15 protein-coding genes are annotated in these 15252 nt (G+C 72.1%); 8 read left to right on the top strand and 7 right to left on the bottom strand.

Annotation, left to right across the window (positions count from 1 at the left end; translation table 11 throughout):
• Positions 1-160 precede the first annotated feature (160 nt).
• The 3 genes from J2S46_RS10310 to J2S46_RS10300 all read right to left on the bottom strand — a co-directional run bounded on the left by J2S46_RS10310 (position 161) and on the right by J2S46_RS10300 (position 3563).
• Positions 161-808 carry a hypothetical protein gene (locus J2S46_RS10310; protein WP_191290494.1) on the bottom strand — a complete coding sequence of 216 codons (648 nt, stop codon included), beginning with the start codon at positions 806-808 and terminating at the stop codon, positions 161-163.
• 150 nt (positions 809-958) lie between these two features.
• The gene (locus tag J2S46_RS10305; RefSeq protein ID WP_191290495.1) at positions 959-2332 is read right to left on the bottom strand and encodes a TolB family protein; all 1374 of its coding nucleotides are present in this window, start codon (positions 2330-2332) and stop codon (positions 959-961) included.
• A 325-nt stretch (positions 2333-2657) separates the two neighbouring features.
• Positions 2658-3563, bottom strand: coding sequence for a LysR family transcriptional regulator (locus J2S46_RS10300; protein WP_191290496.1), 906 nt, complete (start codon positions 3561-3563; stop codon positions 2658-2660).
• 137 nt (positions 3564-3700) lie between these two features.
• On the opposite strand from J2S46_RS10300, the gene J2S46_RS10295 reads away from it, so the two are divergent.
• Complete coding sequence (locus tag J2S46_RS10295) at positions 3701-4519, top strand: inositol monophosphatase family protein (RefSeq protein WP_191290497.1); 819 nt, start codon at positions 3701-3703, stop codon at positions 4517-4519.
• Between the two features lie 46 nt (positions 4520-4565).
• Complete coding sequence (locus J2S46_RS10290) at positions 4566-5162, top strand: NADPH-dependent F420 reductase (protein ID WP_191290498.1); 597 nt, start codon at positions 4566-4568, stop codon at positions 5160-5162.
• A gap of 255 nt (positions 5163-5417) precedes the next feature.
• Here the strand turns inward: J2S46_RS10290 and J2S46_RS10285 are convergent, their stop codons facing one another.
• Positions 5418-6389, bottom strand: a complete 972-nt coding sequence (locus J2S46_RS10285; RefSeq protein WP_191290499.1) for a helix-turn-helix transcriptional regulator — start codon at positions 6387-6389, stop codon at positions 5418-5420.
• A 364-nt stretch (positions 6390-6753) separates the two neighbouring features.
• Here J2S46_RS10285 and J2S46_RS10280 point away from each other — a divergent pair, with 364 nt between their 5' ends.
• The 4 genes from J2S46_RS10280 (at position 6754) to J2S46_RS10265 (ending at position 10763) form a co-directional block, all read left to right on the top strand.
• On the top strand, positions 6754-6903 hold the full coding sequence (locus J2S46_RS10280) for a hypothetical protein (RefSeq protein WP_191290500.1): 150 nt from the start codon (positions 6754-6756) through the stop codon (positions 6901-6903).
• A 7-nt stretch (positions 6904-6910) separates the two neighbouring features.
• Positions 6911-7225 carry a hypothetical protein gene (locus J2S46_RS10275; protein WP_191290501.1) on the top strand — a complete coding sequence of 105 codons (315 nt, stop codon included), beginning with the start codon at positions 6911-6913 and terminating at the stop codon, positions 7223-7225.
• A gap of 233 nt (positions 7226-7458) precedes the next feature.
• Positions 7459-9180, top strand: coding sequence for a CHAP domain-containing protein (locus tag J2S46_RS10270; RefSeq protein WP_307349559.1), 1722 nt, complete (start codon positions 7459-7461; stop codon positions 9178-9180).
• A gap of 83 nt (positions 9181-9263) precedes the next feature.
• Positions 9264-10763: a transglycosylase family protein gene (locus tag J2S46_RS10265; protein ID WP_307349556.1), complete on the top strand. Its 1500-nt coding sequence runs from the start codon at positions 9264-9266 to the stop codon at positions 10761-10763.
• A gap of 116 nt (positions 10764-10879) precedes the next feature.
• On the opposite strand, the gene J2S46_RS10260 is transcribed toward J2S46_RS10265, so the two are convergent.
• Positions 10880-11944 (bottom strand): helix-turn-helix domain-containing protein, encoded by a 1065-nt coding sequence (locus J2S46_RS10260; protein WP_191290504.1) that lies wholly within the window; start codon positions 11942-11944, stop codon positions 10880-10882.
• A 193-nt stretch (positions 11945-12137) separates the two neighbouring features.
• Here J2S46_RS10260 and J2S46_RS10255 point away from each other — a divergent pair, with 193 nt between their 5' ends.
• Both J2S46_RS10255 and J2S46_RS10250 read left to right on the top strand, forming a co-directional pair.
• A complete protein-coding gene (locus J2S46_RS10255) occupies positions 12138-12647 on the top strand; it encodes an ATP-binding protein (protein ID WP_191290505.1) in 510 nt (169 codons plus the stop codon).
• Positions 12644-12961, top strand: a complete 318-nt coding sequence (locus J2S46_RS10250; protein WP_191290506.1) for a hypothetical protein — start codon at positions 12644-12646, stop codon at positions 12959-12961. Before J2S46_RS10255 ends, J2S46_RS10250 begins: the two co-directional genes overlap by 4 nt.
• Here J2S46_RS10250 and J2S46_RS10245 read toward each other — a convergent pair.
• Both J2S46_RS10245 and J2S46_RS10240 read right to left on the bottom strand, forming a co-directional pair.
• Complete coding sequence (locus J2S46_RS10245; RefSeq protein WP_191290507.1) at positions 12951-14096, bottom strand: alpha/beta fold hydrolase; 1146 nt, start codon at positions 14094-14096, stop codon at positions 12951-12953. The two genes, J2S46_RS10250 and J2S46_RS10245, sit on opposite strands and share 11 nt — an antisense overlap.
• A gap of 193 nt (positions 14097-14289) precedes the next feature.
• Positions 14290-15183 (bottom strand): LysR family transcriptional regulator, encoded by an 894-nt coding sequence (locus J2S46_RS10240; protein ID WP_307352746.1) that lies wholly within the window; start codon positions 15181-15183, stop codon positions 14290-14292.
• Between the last annotated feature and the right edge of the window lie 69 nt (positions 15184-15252).

The raw sequence follows: 15252 nt of genomic DNA, 5'->3' as shown, positions 1-15252 counted from the left end.
CCCCGACGGCCCGCCCGGACGAGGGTCGATCTGGGCGTACGGCGCGCGCCGCCCCGTGGTGGCGCGCCCCCGGCCGGCGACGTGGACGTCGAGGTGCGCGGTCACCGCCGCCCGGCGTCGCCCTCGCGCGCTCCCGCGGCCGGGCTCGGGCGGCCGGTTCTCACGAGCCGCCGCCGGTCGAGCCGCCGCCGCCGACGCCCGACCACGGCGTGGGCTGCACGCGGCGTTGGACGACCAGGTCCACCGGGACGGCGGCGGGGGCGAGGATCCCCTGCAGCTCCCGGTGCAGTGCGGTGGTGTCGGTCGTCCACCGGGACAGCGGCGCGGGCCGGATCCGGTGGTCGTTCTTCAGCAGCACACGCAGGGTGATCTTGACGGAAACGATCTTCCCGTCCCTCTTGTGCGACTCCGTGATGATGTGGTCGATCCAGATCTGCCGTACCTCGGAGAGCGGTCGCGGCCGGTCGGCGCGGGCGCCCCGGACGACGGTCAGGGTGTCCGGGGCGGCGGCGGGGGAGAACCGCAGCCGGTTGACGTCCCGGAAGGCCCCGTACACGATCACGAAGGTGTTGACGACGAGCCCCAGCACGGCGGCGATCCCGACCCCGGCCCAGATCCGTTCGGCCTCCAGGTCGAGGATCACCGCCGCGCCCATGCAGACCGGGAAGCCGTAGAAGGCGCCGGCCACCAGCGACGCGAGGACGTCCCCGGGCCAGCGCCTGGCGGCGAAGGCGAGCGGTCCGACTCCCTCGCGAAGCACCACGTCGACCACGTCGGGGTTCGAACGGTCCACCCGTACGCTGCTCATGACGCAACGTTAGGGCCGGGTCACCGGTTCTGGAAGGGCGCGTGCGTCGAAGGGCCGCCGGTCCTCGTCGCCGGTGGCCTGTGCGGGAGCGGGCCGAGGGGCGCCCCGCCGGTGGTGGAGGGGGACGCCCCCGAGGGGTGGAGCGGGCCGTCAGCCTAGCGGCAGCCGGCGCAGGAACACGTCGTAGTGGCCGTCGGTGTCCTGGGGGACGAGGGTGCCGTCGTCGGAGCTGAACAGGACGGCCGTCCCGAGGGCGTCGATCACCGCGCCGGAGGAGGATCCGGTGGACTGGGCGCCGTCCGCGGCGACGCTGACCCGCTCGACCCGCCCCGTCCGGAGGTCGCGCCGGAAGACGTCCTGGGCCTGGTTGGTGTCCCCGGGGACGAGGCCGGTCGCGTCGGAGGAGAAGTAGACCCGCCGGCCGTCGGCCGAGATGACGCCGTCCCAGGACATCCCGTCACCCTGGGTGCCGTCGGCCGCCGCACTGACCAGCCGGTTCCGGCCGGTGGCCAGGTCGTGGACGAAGACGTCGATCTGGCGGTTGGTGTCGCCGGGGACCACGGTCTCGGAGTTGCTGCTGAACACCACGTAGCGGCCGTCCGCGCTGAGCGATCCGGTGTTGGCCCAGACGAGTTCGCCGGCCGCGTCGACGCTGCCGCCGACGGTGCGCCCGGCCCGCAGGTCGCGGACGTAGTAGGGGTAGACCCGGGGCTTGTCGATCTGCGGGCCCGCCCGGCCCGCGAGGGCCTCGGCCCGGACCGGCGCCCCGGGGAGCAGGTTGCCCGCCCGGGAGGTGAAGCCGACCTTGCTGCCGTCCGCCGAGAGGACCGGATGGGTGGAGGCGCTGTCGGCCTCGGCGCCGTCCGCTCCGACGGTGGCCCTGGTGGTGGTTCCGGTCCACCGGTCGACGACGAAGATGTCCGCCGCGTTGTTGGTGTCCCCGGGCACCAGGTCGCTGCGCCCGGAGGCGAAGGCCACGTAGCGGCCGTCCCAGCTGATCGAGGGCATGTCCGAGCCGCCGGGCTGCTGCTGGGCCGGGTCTCCGGTGGTGAGCCGCTCGGTGCGGCCGGTCTGCCGGTCCCGGACGAAGATGTCCTCGGCGCCGTTGGTGTCGCCCGGTACCAGGTTGTCGGAGGACGAGGCGAAGGCGATGTACCGGCCGTCGGCGCTGGCGACGCCGCTGGAGGAGAAGGCGTTGCCCTGCACGCCGCCCGTGCCCACGCTGACCCGCTCGGTGCGTCCGTTGCGCAGGTCCCGGACGAACACGTCGTAGAAGCCGTTGGTGTCCCCCGGCACCAGGTTGTCGGCCTCCGAGCTGAACACGGCGAAGCGGCCGTCCGCGCTGAGCGACTCGCCGTACGCCTGGGCGTTCGCGCGGGCGCCGCCCGGGCCGACGCTGACCTGTTCGGTGCGGGCCGGTCCGCCGGCCGCCCCGGCCGGTGTCACCGTCGCCGCCAGGGCGACCGTCGCGACCGCCACGGCGCCGCGGATGGCCAGGCGCCTGGTCCGTCCTGTTCCGTTCATCGTGCCCTCCCCTAGGTGGAGCTCCCCCCGACGGGCGTGGGCCGGAGCAGGCCGTTGCCCACCGATGACGAGCCGTCCCCTCGGCCGCCTGATCGGCCTCGGCTCACGTCCAGCTTCGCCGCAACTCCCGATCCCCGCAGGGGATTTCGAAAGTCCGACCGAAGTGCCGGGGGTGCTCGGCCGGCGCGGCGCCCGGGACGGTGTGCGTGCTCGGCCCCGACCGCTCCCGTACGGCCGGGCCCGCCCGGGCCACGGCGGCCGCCGCCCGGAGCCCCGGGGGCACGCGCGGCGATCGCTCCGGCCGGGGTGCGCGTGAGGGGTCCGGCTACGCCGCTCCGCCCACGGCCAGCGCGGTCCGTGCCAGCCCGCGCAGCCAGGCGTGGGCCTGGTCGGTGTCGTAGCGCTGATGCCACGACAGGTACACCGGCGCCGATGGCAGGTCGAGCGGGAGCCGGAGTACGGCCAGGCCCAGGTCGGCGGCCGCGGACCTGGTGGTGGCCTCGGGGACGCTGATCAGGAGATCGGAGCCGCGCGCGAACTCGAGCGCGGCCGCCTCCGTCGGCGCGGTCGCCACCACACGGCGGGTGAGGCCGAGCGCTGCGAGGGCTTCGTCGAGGGCGTTGCTCAGGTTTCCGCGTCGCGAGACGGTGACGTGCTCGGCGGCGGCGTACTGCTCGGCGGTGACGGTCCGGACGCGGGTGAGGGGGTGCCCCTGCCGCACGACCACGACGACGCGGGTCCCGCCCAGGTTCTCGGTACGGATGTCCGGTGCGCTCGGGCGGTTGGCGTTCGCCTCCAGGTCGACCTCGCCGCGTCGCAGGTCGGGGGTGTCCACGTTCGATTCCGCGACGAAGCGCAGCCGCACGCCCGGCGCCTGTCCGCGCACGGCCGCGAGCAGGGCGGGACCGCTCAGGGCGACCAGGGAGTCGTGCCAGCGGAGGGTGAAGGTGCGCTCCAGCGTCGCCAGATCGAGTTCACGGCTCGGCGCCAGCACTCCCTGGACCTCGTGCAGCAGCTCGTGCACCTGCTGCCGGACGGCGATCGCGTACGGCGTCGGGGTCATCGTGCGGCCGGTGCGCACCAGGATCTGATCCCCGGTCGTGCGCCTGATCCGGCCGAGACTGCGGCTCATCGCGGGGGCGGTGACGTGCAGTCGCGCGGCCGCCCCGGCCACGCTTCCCTCTTCCAGCAGCGCGTCGAGCGCGGCGAGCAGGTTCAAATCCAATTGCATATGAGTAATCCTATCCGTGCTTGACATGCATTTGAAGTTAACGGTGGGGCTCTATACCTTCGAGGGGAAGGCGCAAGACGGAATGCGCACCCGGCCCCGAGTGGCCGATCACCCCATCCTCGCAAGGGAGTTCCACCATGTCCGAAGCCCTTCAGGCCACTGATGTCGCCGCCGTTGACGCCGACCTGCTCGACCGGACCGTGATCGCCGTGCGCGCGGCCGGCACGGCGCTGCGCGAGCGCTTCGGCGAGGTGGTGGACTACCGGACCCGCGAGGAGCTGATGCGTGCGCTCGCCGCCAACGACGACGCGGCCCTCGACATCCTGCGCCCCGGCCTCACCCGCCTGCGCCCGCAGGCCGGCTGGGTGGAGGAGGAGCTGGACGGCGGGGCGCTGCCGCCCGGCGAGTGGTGGGTGGTGGATCCGGCCGAAGGCAACGTCAACCACCTGCACGCCCTGCCGGAGTGGGCGGTGACCGCCACCCTGGTGCGCGACAACCGGCCGGTGCTGACCGTGGTCCACCTGCCGTTGACCGGAGAGACCTACACCGCGCTCGCCGGCGCGGGCGCCCACCTCGACGGCCGGCCGCTGCAGGTCTCCCGGACGGCGGACCTCGGCCTGAGCATCGTGGCCACGAGCCAGGCCCGGCCGGACGAGGACGAGGAGGTCGTGCGGCGGGTCGGCTCCTCGATCACCGCCATGCTCTTCGACGCGCTCGTCGTGCGCACCGCCGTGCCCGCGACCCTGCACCTGGTGAACGTGGCCGCCGGACGGACTGACGCCTTCTGGCAGTTCGCCGGCGCCCGCGCCGACCTGCTGCCCGGGGCGCTGCTCGTCACCGAGGCCGGCGGACGGATCTCCGACGCCGAGGGCCGCCCCTGGACCCCGCAGAGCGGGAGCTTCCTGGCGGCCGCGCCGGGCGTCCACGCCGAGGCCGTCGCCACGCTCTCACGCTGACCGCGCACCACACCTGTACCTGTACCCACGGAAGGACCGGATCACCATGACCACCATCGCAGTTCTCGGAAACGGCCGCGTCGGCGGCAACCTGGCCACGGCCCTGACCCGGGCAGGGCACGAAGTGACGGTGGCGGACCGCACGCCGGGTGCCGCCGCCGACGCCGCCCGGACCGCCCGAATCGTCATCAACGCCACCCCGGGCGCCGGCTCGCTGGAGCGGCTCGCGGCCCTGCGCGAGGAACTGCGCGGGAAGATCCTCGTCGACGTCTCCAACGCCACCGTCGACGGACCGGACGGACTGCCCGCCGACCTGATCTACCCCGGCTCCAGCCTCGCCGAGCAACTCCAGGAGGCGCTCCCCGACACGCGCGTCGTCAAGACCCTCAACACCATGCTCTTCCCGGTGATGACCGCGCCGGCCATGCTCACCCGGGCACCCGACGCGTTCCTCTCCGGCGAGGACCCGCAGGCCAAGCAGGCCGTCCGCGACCTGCTCGCCGACCTCGGCTGGCGCGAGGAGTGGATCACCGATCTCGGCGGGATCCGGACCGCCCGCGCGACGGAGGCCGCGATACTGTTCGTGCCGCATGTGATCCGGTCCGGCGGATTCGCGCCCTTCGCGATCTCGGTCGCCCGCTGATCCGCCCACAGCGCACCGCCCTGGGCGGGCCCACGTCTTGAGCGGATACGGCAGCGTGGTCGGAAACGGGCCAGGGGTCGGTCGCCGGTTGCCGGCCCGCCCCGACGCCCCCGAAGTGCGTTCGGATCCCGGGGGCTCGAACGGTCGGTGGCCTACAGCGGGGAACTCGCCGTTGCTGACGCCGGTGACGAGGGACTGCCGGGCCCGGAGGCCCGGCAGTCCCTCGTCAGCGATGCTGCCGGTTGCCGGCTCGGGTCAGAGCCAGCCCTTGTGGGCGGCCTTGATGCCCGCTTCGAAGCGGCTGCTGGCGCCCAGGCGTTCCATGATCGAGGACATGTGGCGCCCGACCGTGCGCGAGGAGATGCCGAGGCGCTGGCCCGCGGCGTCGTCGGTGAGGCCGGAGCTGAGCAGGCGCAGGAGATCGCGCTCGGTGGGTGTGAGGCTGGTCCGCGGGTCTTCCGGGCGGGCGGCGCCGAGCGGGACGGCCGTGTTCCAGGCCTGCTCGAAGAGGTCGAGCAGGGCGGCGAGGATGCCGGGTTCGGTGACGTACAAGGCGCCCTTGCGGTTGTCGGCGGGGTCGATGGGGACGAGGGCCTGGGTGCGGTCGACGAGCACCAGTCGCTGGGGTATCGCCGGGACGGTGCGGACCTCGCTGCCCTGACTGAGCAGCCAATGGGCGTAGTTGGCGACGTGGGGCTGGTTGCGGGTGGCGTCCTGGTAGAGGGTGCGCATGGTGATGCCGCGCCCGAGCGCCTCGGTGTCGGCCGGACGGCTGGCGACGAGGTCCTCGGGGCGCTGGTTGCCCGGCTGGCTGCTGAGGATCTCGGTGGTGGCGGAGTGGCCCATCCGTTCGAGGCGGCTGTGGATGGCGTCCATGCCGAGGAGGCGCTCGCCGTGGGTCGTCCGCTGCTCGGCGCGCTCGGCGACCATGCGGGTGACGGCGGCCCGGGACGATGCCAGCTGGGCCTGGCGGGCCGCGAGGTCGGCCTCCTGGCTCGCGAGGATGCCGGCCAGGCCGATCTCGGGACTGACGGCGCGCATCCGGCCGGGCCGTTCGGCGGAGACGCGGATGAGTGTGAGTCGGGACAACTCGTCGAGGTGGTCGTGTACTTGGGCAGGTGTCAGACCGCAGTGGGTGGCGATGTCGTCCACGTCGTAGCCGGGGTGGTCGAGCATCGCCCGGTACACCCCCGTGGCCGCAGCGGTCAGTCCCAGTACCTCTAGCATTCGTCCCCCTGGTCAGCAGCCCTGTCGGGCGTTCGAGCGTCTCGCCGTATCCAAACAGGTCTTCGACGCTGCGCTCAAGATCTATTCGGCTCGTTCGTGCGTTCTCGCACCATGTGTGAGGGATTCCGCCCCAGGTCGCACGGCCAACGGGCGTGGCGCTCACTTGTCATGCCCGCATCATCGTGTCCCCTTCCGGACAGTCCGGTTGGCGACAGCCGGAACGTCTTCCGGCGCCGCCGGCGAACGGGAAAGCTGTTCATTGCCGCCAGGGAGACAGCCCGGGAGGCGACCGGAGGAAGCGCCAACCGCGGGGCGCTCCGCCGGGATCCGACAGCCACGCCACCTGAACCGAAGGAGTCCCACCATGTTCCGCATCCGTATCGCCCAGGCCGCCGCGGTCGCCGCCGTCGCCCTCACCGCCATCGTCTCGGTGCCCGCCGCCGCCATGGCCGCGACCCCGGTCGGCGCTCCCGCTCCGACGGTGTCCCAGGAGAGCCTCGGCTGGGGCGGATGAGCCGGACATGGAGATCGTCTACGCCAGCCTGATCCACCGGCAGTCCGGCGAAGCCGTCCCGCCCGGTGAAGGGGCCGAGGTCGTGGACGTCCTGTGGGCCCATGCGCGGTCCGGCGACGGACTCCAGCACGTCAGCGCGAGCCCCGAGCCCGGACGCGTCGACCTGCTGCTCTACCTGACCCAGGGCGCTTGCGATGCCCCCGATGCCGTCCGGCGGGCCCACGCCCTGATCGCCCGGAGCCACCGGATCTCACCCTGGCTCAACGGGCGCTACCTGCCCCCCGAGCCGCTCGCAGCGCCGGAGAGCACCGCCGCCTGCTGAACGGCCCGCCGCCCCCGGCCGGCCCCCGGTCCGCGCCCGTTCCGCCGCCCGTCCCGACCTGCCCGAGTCTCGCGCCGCCCCTCCCTGGCCGAGCGCCCGGCCCGGGACGCGCTCGCCGCGAACGGCGCCGACCCGCGCCCCACCCGCTCGACGCCGACCCATGTGCCACCCGTCCTCGCGCCGCCTCCTGCGCGCGTCCCGTGCGCCACCGTCACCAAGGGATCATCATGTACATGTCTTTCCGCAAGGCCACTGCTGCCGGTGCCGCCGCCCTGCTGCTCGGCTCCGGCCTGGGCCTGCTGTCCGCACCGGCGGCGCAGGCGGTCACCGGCAGCGACATCGCCGGTACCGCGAGCAGCCAGCTCGACAGGAACGCCTGCGGCAACGGTGGTGCCGGCTACTACGTGTCCGGCACCGGGCAGCACTCCAGTTGCTACGGCGGTACCACCGCCCATGCCTGGTGCGCCGACTTCGCCGGCTGGGTCTGGGCGCAGAACGGCGTGAAGAACCTGGGCGTGCTGAACGACCTCGCCAACAGCTTCCAGACCTATGCGAACAACAACCAGGGGGGCCTGTCCTCCACCCCGCACGTCGGCGACGCGGTGTTCTTCCACCCGGGCGGCTACAGTTCCTCGTTCACCGATTACGACCACGTCGCCATCGTGACCGCGGTCAACGGCAACGGGACGATCGACTACGTCGGCGGCAACCAGGGTGGAGCGCCCGGCGCGGTGACCCGGAACCCGGGCATGCCGGCGACGGTGGGCGCCTATGAATGGTCGGTGAAGGGCACCGCCGTCCATCTCGCGGGTTACGCCAGCCCGGTGCTGAGCAACTCCGCGCCGACCGCGCCCAACACCAAGCCGGCGCTGGGCAACAAGGGTTCGATCATCGCTTCGGACGGCAATCAGGTGACGTTCACCCGTGACGCGGGTTCGGGGCACGTGCAGATCACGTACCTGCCGGTGGGCGGTGGCTGGGCGACGGCGGACCTGACGGCGATGACGGGTGGTGCTGCGGCGGGCGGTGGTGCTCCGGCGGCGTTCCTGCAGGGCAACGGGACGCTGGGTGTGATCACCGCCGACGCGGCGAACGGGCACCTGCGGGTCACCTACCAGCCCTCGGGCGGTGGTTGGCAGACCACGGACCTGACCAGCAGCTTCGGCGCGCCGGTCAGCGACGGTGACGTCAGCACCCAGATCGACGGTTCGGGCACCCTGTCGGTGTTCACCCGCAACTCCTCCAACGGTCACCCGAACCTGACCTACCTGCCGACGAGTGGTGGCTGGCAGAACTTCGACCTGACCGACAACGTCGGGACGCCGGTTTCGGGTGGTGGTGCTCCGGCGGCGTTCCTGCAGGGCAACGGGACGCTGGGTGTGGTCACTGCGGACGCGGCCAACGGGCACCTGCGGCTCACCTACAAGCCGTCCGGCAGCGGGTGGCAGACCAGTGACCTGACCAGCAGCTTCGGTGCGCCGGTCAGCGACGGGCAGGTCGGCGCGATCGTCGACGGCTCCGGCACCCTGTCGATCTTCAGCCGCAACTCCTCCAACGGTCACCCGAACCTGACCTACCTGCCGACGAGCGGTGGCTGGCAGAACTTCGACCTGACGAACAGCGTCGGCACCCCGGTCTCCGGCGGCGGCGCCCCGGCACCGTTCCTGCAGAGCAACGGCACCCTCGGTGTCGTCACCGCCGACGCGGCCAACGGGCACCTGCGCATCACCTACAAGCCCACCGGCAGCGGATGGCAGACCAGCGACCTCACCAGCAGCTTCGGCGCCGCCACCTCGGACGGCAACGTCAGCTCGGTGATCGCGGGTGACGGAACCCTCTCCCTCTACAGCCGCAACGCCGGCAACGGCCACCTCAACCTGGCCTACCTCCCGGCCAGCGGCGCCTGGGGCACCACCGACATGGCCTACCAGGCAGGCACCCCGTCCCTCGGCTGACCCTCCACCGCCACTCCCGGGCCGGAGCCCCCAGGGGCTCCGGCCCGCGCCCTGCTCATCCACACCTCGCCAAGGAAACGACCATGCCGAGCAACAGGACCCCCCGTCGTGCCGTCGCGACGGCCACCGCCGCCGTTGCCCTCGCCCTCACCGCGTCCGCCTTCGGGGCGGCCCCGGCGAGCGCCGCCTCCGTCGCCACCTGGGAGAAGGTGGCGCGCTGCGAGAGCAGTGGGATCTGGGACACCGTCAGCAGCAACGGCCTCTACTACGGCGGCCTGCAGATCAACCTGCACAACTGGGTCTACTACGGCGGTACCGCCTACGCGTCCCGCCCGGACCTGGCCACCGAGCAGCAGCAGATCCTGATCGCCGAGAAGATCCTCGCCGACCAGGGCGCCGGCGCCTGGAGCTGCGCTCCCGGGACGGGGCTTGCCACCGACCACCAGAACCCCTACCCGGCGGCGCCCCCGCCGCCGCCCGCTCCGGCGAAGCCGGCGGTCGGCAACAAGGGTTCGATCATCGCTTCGGACGGCAATCAGGTGACGTTCACCCGTGACGCGGGTTCGGGGCACGTGCAGATCACGTACCTGCCGGTGGGCGGTGGCTGGGCGACGGCGGACCTGTCGGCGATGACGGGTGGTGCTGCGGCGGGCGGTGGTGCTCCGGCGGCGTTCCTGCAGGGCAACGGGACGCTGGGTGTGATCACCGCCGACGCGGCGAACGGGCACCTGCGGGTCACCTACCAGCCCTCGGGCGGTGGTTGGCAGACCACGGACCTGACCAGCAGCTTCGGCGCGCCGGTCAGCGACGGTGACGTCAGCACCCAGATCGACGGTTCGGGCACCCTGTCGGTGTTCACCCGCAACTCCTCCAACGGTCACCCGAACCTGACCTACCTGCCGACGAGTGGTGGCTGGCAGAACTTCGACCTGACGAACAACGTCGGGACGCCGGTTTCGGGTGGTGGTGCTCCGGCGGCGTTCCTGCAGGGCAACGGGACGCTGGGTGTGGTCACTGCGGACGCGGCCAACGGGCACCTGCGGCTCACCTACAAGCCGTCCGGCAGCGGGTGGCAGACCAGTGACCTGACCAGCAGCTTCGGTGCGCCGGTCAGCGACGGGCAGGTCGGCGCGATCGTCGACGGCTCCGGCACCCTGTCGATCTTCAGCCGCAACTCCTCCAACGGTCACCCGAACCTGACCTACCTGCCGACGAGTGGTGGCTGGCAGAACTTCGACCTGACGAACAGCGTCGGCACCCCGGTCTCCGGTGGTGGTGCTCCGGCACCGTTCCTGCAGAGCAACGGGACGCTGGGTGTGGTGACGGCGGACGCGGCCAACGGGCACCTGCGCATCACCTACAAGCCGTCCGGCAGCGGGTGGCAGACCAGCGACCTCACCAGCAGCTTCGGCGCCGCCACCTCGGACGGCAACGTCAGCTCGGTGATCGCGGGTGACGGAACCCTCTCGATCTACAGCCGCAACGCCGGTAACGGCCACCTCCAGCTGACGTACCTCCCGGCCGGCGGCGCCTGGGGCACCACCGACATGGCCTACCAGGCAGGCACCCCGTCCCTCGGCTGAAACGGATTTGCAGGTAGCCGGCCTGGCGAGGAGCCAGGTCGGCGTACTTGTGCCGGCGGGGCGGGCGGCAGCACAGCTCACCCGCCATCACGACGGTGGGACGCTGGTCCGGCCGTTCAGCGGTCGAGGGCGGGGAACTCGCCGTTGCTGACGCCGGTGACGAAGGACTGCCAGGCTTCGGGGCGGAACAGCAGGGCGGGACCCTGGGGGTCCTTGGAGTCACGGACGGGGACCACGCCGGGGACGTTGTCGGCGACCTCGATGCAGTTACCGGCCTCAGGTCCGCTGTAACTTGCCTTGCGCCAGGAGGCCTTGGAGAAGTCGATGGTGGTGGAGTCCATGTTGAGCAGTCCTTCCATCACACTGCGGATCAGGCGTGCACTGTCCTGGGGCGAAAGGGCCTCCGCCCGCAGCTGATCATAGCGTTGGCGCCATTCCCGAACCTTCTGTGGATCTTCCAGGAATCGTCCGTGCGCCAGGCTCTCAGAGTAGGCACGTACCGCACCGCCGGGCGAGGTGAGGAGGATGACGGAGGTACTGAAACGAAGGCGCTCACCGAGGGAGAAGGGCGCCACTTGGATGGTGATGTTCGGGCGGCGCCCCATTCGCAGAAGATGCCGAAGTTGATCGCGCATCACCTGAGGCCCGCCCACCGTAAGGCGCAGAGCGGTCTCCGAGAGGATCACGGTGAGCAGTGGCGCGTCCGGCCCGGTGAGTCGGTGCTGGCGCGCGAGGCGGGCAACTACTCGCTCCTCGATCAGCTGAGGGTCATGTGCAGCGTCGCCGACGGTGAAGAGCGCTCGCGCGTATGCCTCGGTCTGCAGCAAACCGGAGATCCATGAGGTTTGGAACTCGTGGATGCTCGTTGCTTTTGCCTCGATAAGCACAAACCTCTTGAACCAATCCGGATGGTCCACCTGCACGTACCAGTCGACCTCCTCCCAGATCTCCAGCAGTTCCCCACCGGTCTCCAGAATGCGGTCACAGGCCGTCACCAAGTCGTGCTGCGGTACCCGGCTGCCGTTCTCGATCCGGGTGAGGTGCGGGCGGCTGCAGGGGATCTGGCGGGCCAGCTCACCCTGCGACATTCCGCGGGCCTCGCGGGTCCGCCGGAGGAGCGTTCCGAACAGGGCGGCGGCACTGGATCGCAGGTGGGGTCCGCTGGGCGGTACACGGGTCATGGTGGGTCCCCAGGTGTCAGAGAGGCCGGTGGAACCGGCTGATCCCTCGTCACGGTAGCTCCAGCGGACGATGCTTGGTGGCAGAACGAGTCAGCTTGCTCGCTCTGCGTGACTCCGCGCGCCCGGTCTCTCCGCCGTGCGCCGGATCACGCCCCCGACCAGGACTTTTCGCTCCCTCGGAGGTGGCTGCGCCATGCCCGGAACCCTCGACAGACCATCACCCGCCGTAACGGTCGACTTCGCCGCCCGGCTGCCCCGGCACCGCCGCTCGGCCGGCGTCGCCCGCCGGTTGCTCCGGACCTTCCTGGCCGGCCTGGACGGCGCGGAACAGCTGCTGGAAATGGGGGAGTTGCTCGTCGGGGAGCTGGTGGCGAACGCCGTCGAGCACGCCCGGGGCCCGTCCGGACGGCTGGTGGAGGTCCGGTACGCGGTGAGCGCCGGGCGGCTGCGGATCGAGGTGCACGACGCGGGCAACGAGCTGCCGGAGGTGCGCGAGCCGGCGCCGGAGGATGAGTCCGGGCGGGGGCTGTGGCTGGTCCGGGAGCTCGCCTCCGCGTGGGGGTGCTGCCCGCGCGAGGGCGGGGCCGGCAAGTGTGTCTGGGCGGTGGTCGGGCCGGTGGCCCCCGCCGGCGGGGGCCACCCCGGGCGGGCCTCGACGGACCTCCCCGGTCAGGTCGCGACGGGCCAGGAGGCGGTCGCGTGAGCAGGCGTGGACCGGCGGCGCTCTGGGCGGCCGTCCTGCGGGCCCACGAGGAAGGGCGGCCACGGACCCTGAAGGAGGTGATCGGCCCCGTCCGGGCCTACCTGCTCTGGGCGTTGGACGCCGACCGGCCGTTCGAGGGCGCGACGGTCTTCGCGGGCGAGATCGCCCAGGCGGGCCGGGCCGCCGTCCGCGTCCGGGTGGAACTGGTCGCCGTCGAGCCGGGCGGCCGGGTGGCGGGCGGACCTTCCGGCCGCCCGCTGGGCCCGGGAGAGCCAGGGCCGCCCTCTTGCGCGAACTCCGGGGCTACGGACTGATCGTGCCGTTCAGATCCATGTCGAAGGCGCCGTTGGTCTTGCCGCCGACATCGAGGTGCTTGATCCAGTGCTTGGACAGCTCGTGCAGGTTCTTGTGCTGCACCTCCCAGGGCATCGAGTGGCCGGCGCACTTCACCGTGATCAGCAGCTTGTGGGGCCCGGTGACGGCCTTGTAGAGCGCGGGGACGTGGAAGTCGAGCGCGGGAAGGGCGGGGGTGGGCGGTGTCGTGTTGGCGGTCCGGTCGAACTCGCCGTGCACGATGAGTACGGGGACGCTGCCGCCCAGGATTCCGCCCTGGCCCGCGGTCGTGTTGTTCCAGCCCCACGACACGAAGTTGCGGTACCGGCTCGCGCCCACGGGCTTTCCGGTCGACGGGTCGATCTTGCCCCAGGTGCGGCCGATCGGGTCGTTCTCCATCAGGGCGTCCCACACGACGTCGACCATGCCGGGTTCGCGCTGGGTCGCACAGTGCACCTCGTTGGCCCAGGCCTGGTCCAGGCCCGGGTGCGTCAGCACGTGGGTGGGGAAACCCGGGGCCGGCAGGACCGGCGGGTTCGCGGGGCCGGCCGGCGGGAAGATCGGTGCGAGCAGGAAGAGGCTCTCCACCTTCCCCGGATTCTTGACCGCGTACGGCCCCATGGCGAACGCGGCCGCCGACCATCCGATGAAGGCGACCTTGGAGACGTTGTGCAAGGTCCGGATGTACTCGACCACGGTACTGAGCTCGTCCTGGTCGCTCTGGGAGTTGGTCAGGACGTAGGGGTAGCTGGGGGAGCGCGGGACGTCCGATGCCTGCAGCGGGGGAACGACGGCGCCCTGCTGTTTGGGGTTGACGTTGCACGGGTCCTCCATCCGGGGGCGGGGCGACCGGCCCGAGCCCTGGAGGTCCATCATGAAGACGTCGTAACCGGCCTGGGCCAGTGCCTCGGCCCAGCCGTACGAGGTGTGCTGGAGGTCGTAACCGGCCAGCGCCGGCACGCTCCTGCCGTGCAGCATCAGGACGACCTTGCGGGCCGCCGGGGGGCCGTTGGGCGTGCCGTCGCGCTCACGGACGAAGAGTTCGACGTGTTCGCCCTTGTTGGCGGGGACGGTCGAGGTGTGGGGGACGAGATGATCCGTCTTGATGACAGCCATGGAGATCCTTTCGGGCAGTCCGATCGTGGGCGAAGGACTACTTCGGCCCAGGGTCGGTGAGGCGGACGCCCGGCGCCACCGGAGATCGGCCGCCCGGCGCCGGCCGGCGTCGCGGACCCCGCCCCTGCCCCCGCCCGCCGCCCCTGCCCCCGCGCGTCGGCCTGGATCATCGTCCGGGGGCGCGAATTGATCTTCAGGTGTGCGTGGGCGACCGGGACGAGGCGTGCAGCAGCAGGTCGCGCAGGGCGACGGCGGTGTCGGAGGGCTCGGCGGCGGTGAGGACCACCTGGTCGGCGGTGGTCGAAGGACCGACCAGGGGGATCACCCGCAGGCCGGGCGGCTCGTGGTCGAGGGCGGACTCGACGGTGATGCCGATGCCCGCTCCCGCGGCGACGTGCGCGGCGACGGCGTGCACGTCGCCGGCGGTCCGGATGATGCGCAGGTCCGCCCCGCCGATCCGGAAGGCGGACAGGAGGCGGTCGCAGAGGCCGCTGTTGATCTGGTGCGGCCAGGTCAGCAGGTCGCTGCCGGAGAGTTCGGACGCGCTCAGCTCGGCGTGCCCGGACAGGCGGTGGGTCGCGGGCACCAGCGCCATGAACCGCTCGGTGGACAGCACCCGCGCCCGTACGCCGGTGACCCCGTCGGTCGCCCAGCCGATGCCCAGCCCGATCGTCTCCGCCCGCAGGGCGGTGACCTGGGCCGCGGTCGACATGGTCTCCGGCACGATCGTCAGGTCCGGGAACCGGTCGTGCAGTTGCGGCAGGCAGCGCAGCAGCAGCTGGTGGCCGGTGTATTCGGCGTGGGCGACCCCGAGGGTGGTGCGGGCTCCCTCGCCCGCGGCCAGGGAGCGCCCGCGCTGCTGGAACCGGCGCAACTGGGCCAGCGCGGCGTGCGCGTCCGGCAGCAGCGCCTCGCCCAGGCCGGTCAGGGAGACCCGGCGGCTGGTGCGGTGGAACAGCCGGCCGCCCAGCGTGTTCTCCAGCCGCCTGACGGCGTCACTGACAGTGGGCTGCCCCCGGTGCAGGCGCGCGGCGGCGCGGCCGAAGTGAAGCTCCTCCGCGACGGCGACGAACGCCTCCAGTTCCATCCTGTCCACGCCGTCAGCCTAACCCGATCGATCGGTGCGGCCGATCGCTGCCCGTCGAAGCCCGGCGTT

The organism is Kitasatospora herbaricolor, assembly GCF_030813695.1.
GTDB classification, from domain to species: Bacteria; Actinomycetota; Actinomycetes; order Streptomycetales; family Streptomycetaceae; genus Kitasatospora; species Kitasatospora herbaricolor.
This window is presented reverse-complemented; position numbering and strand designations above follow the sequence as displayed.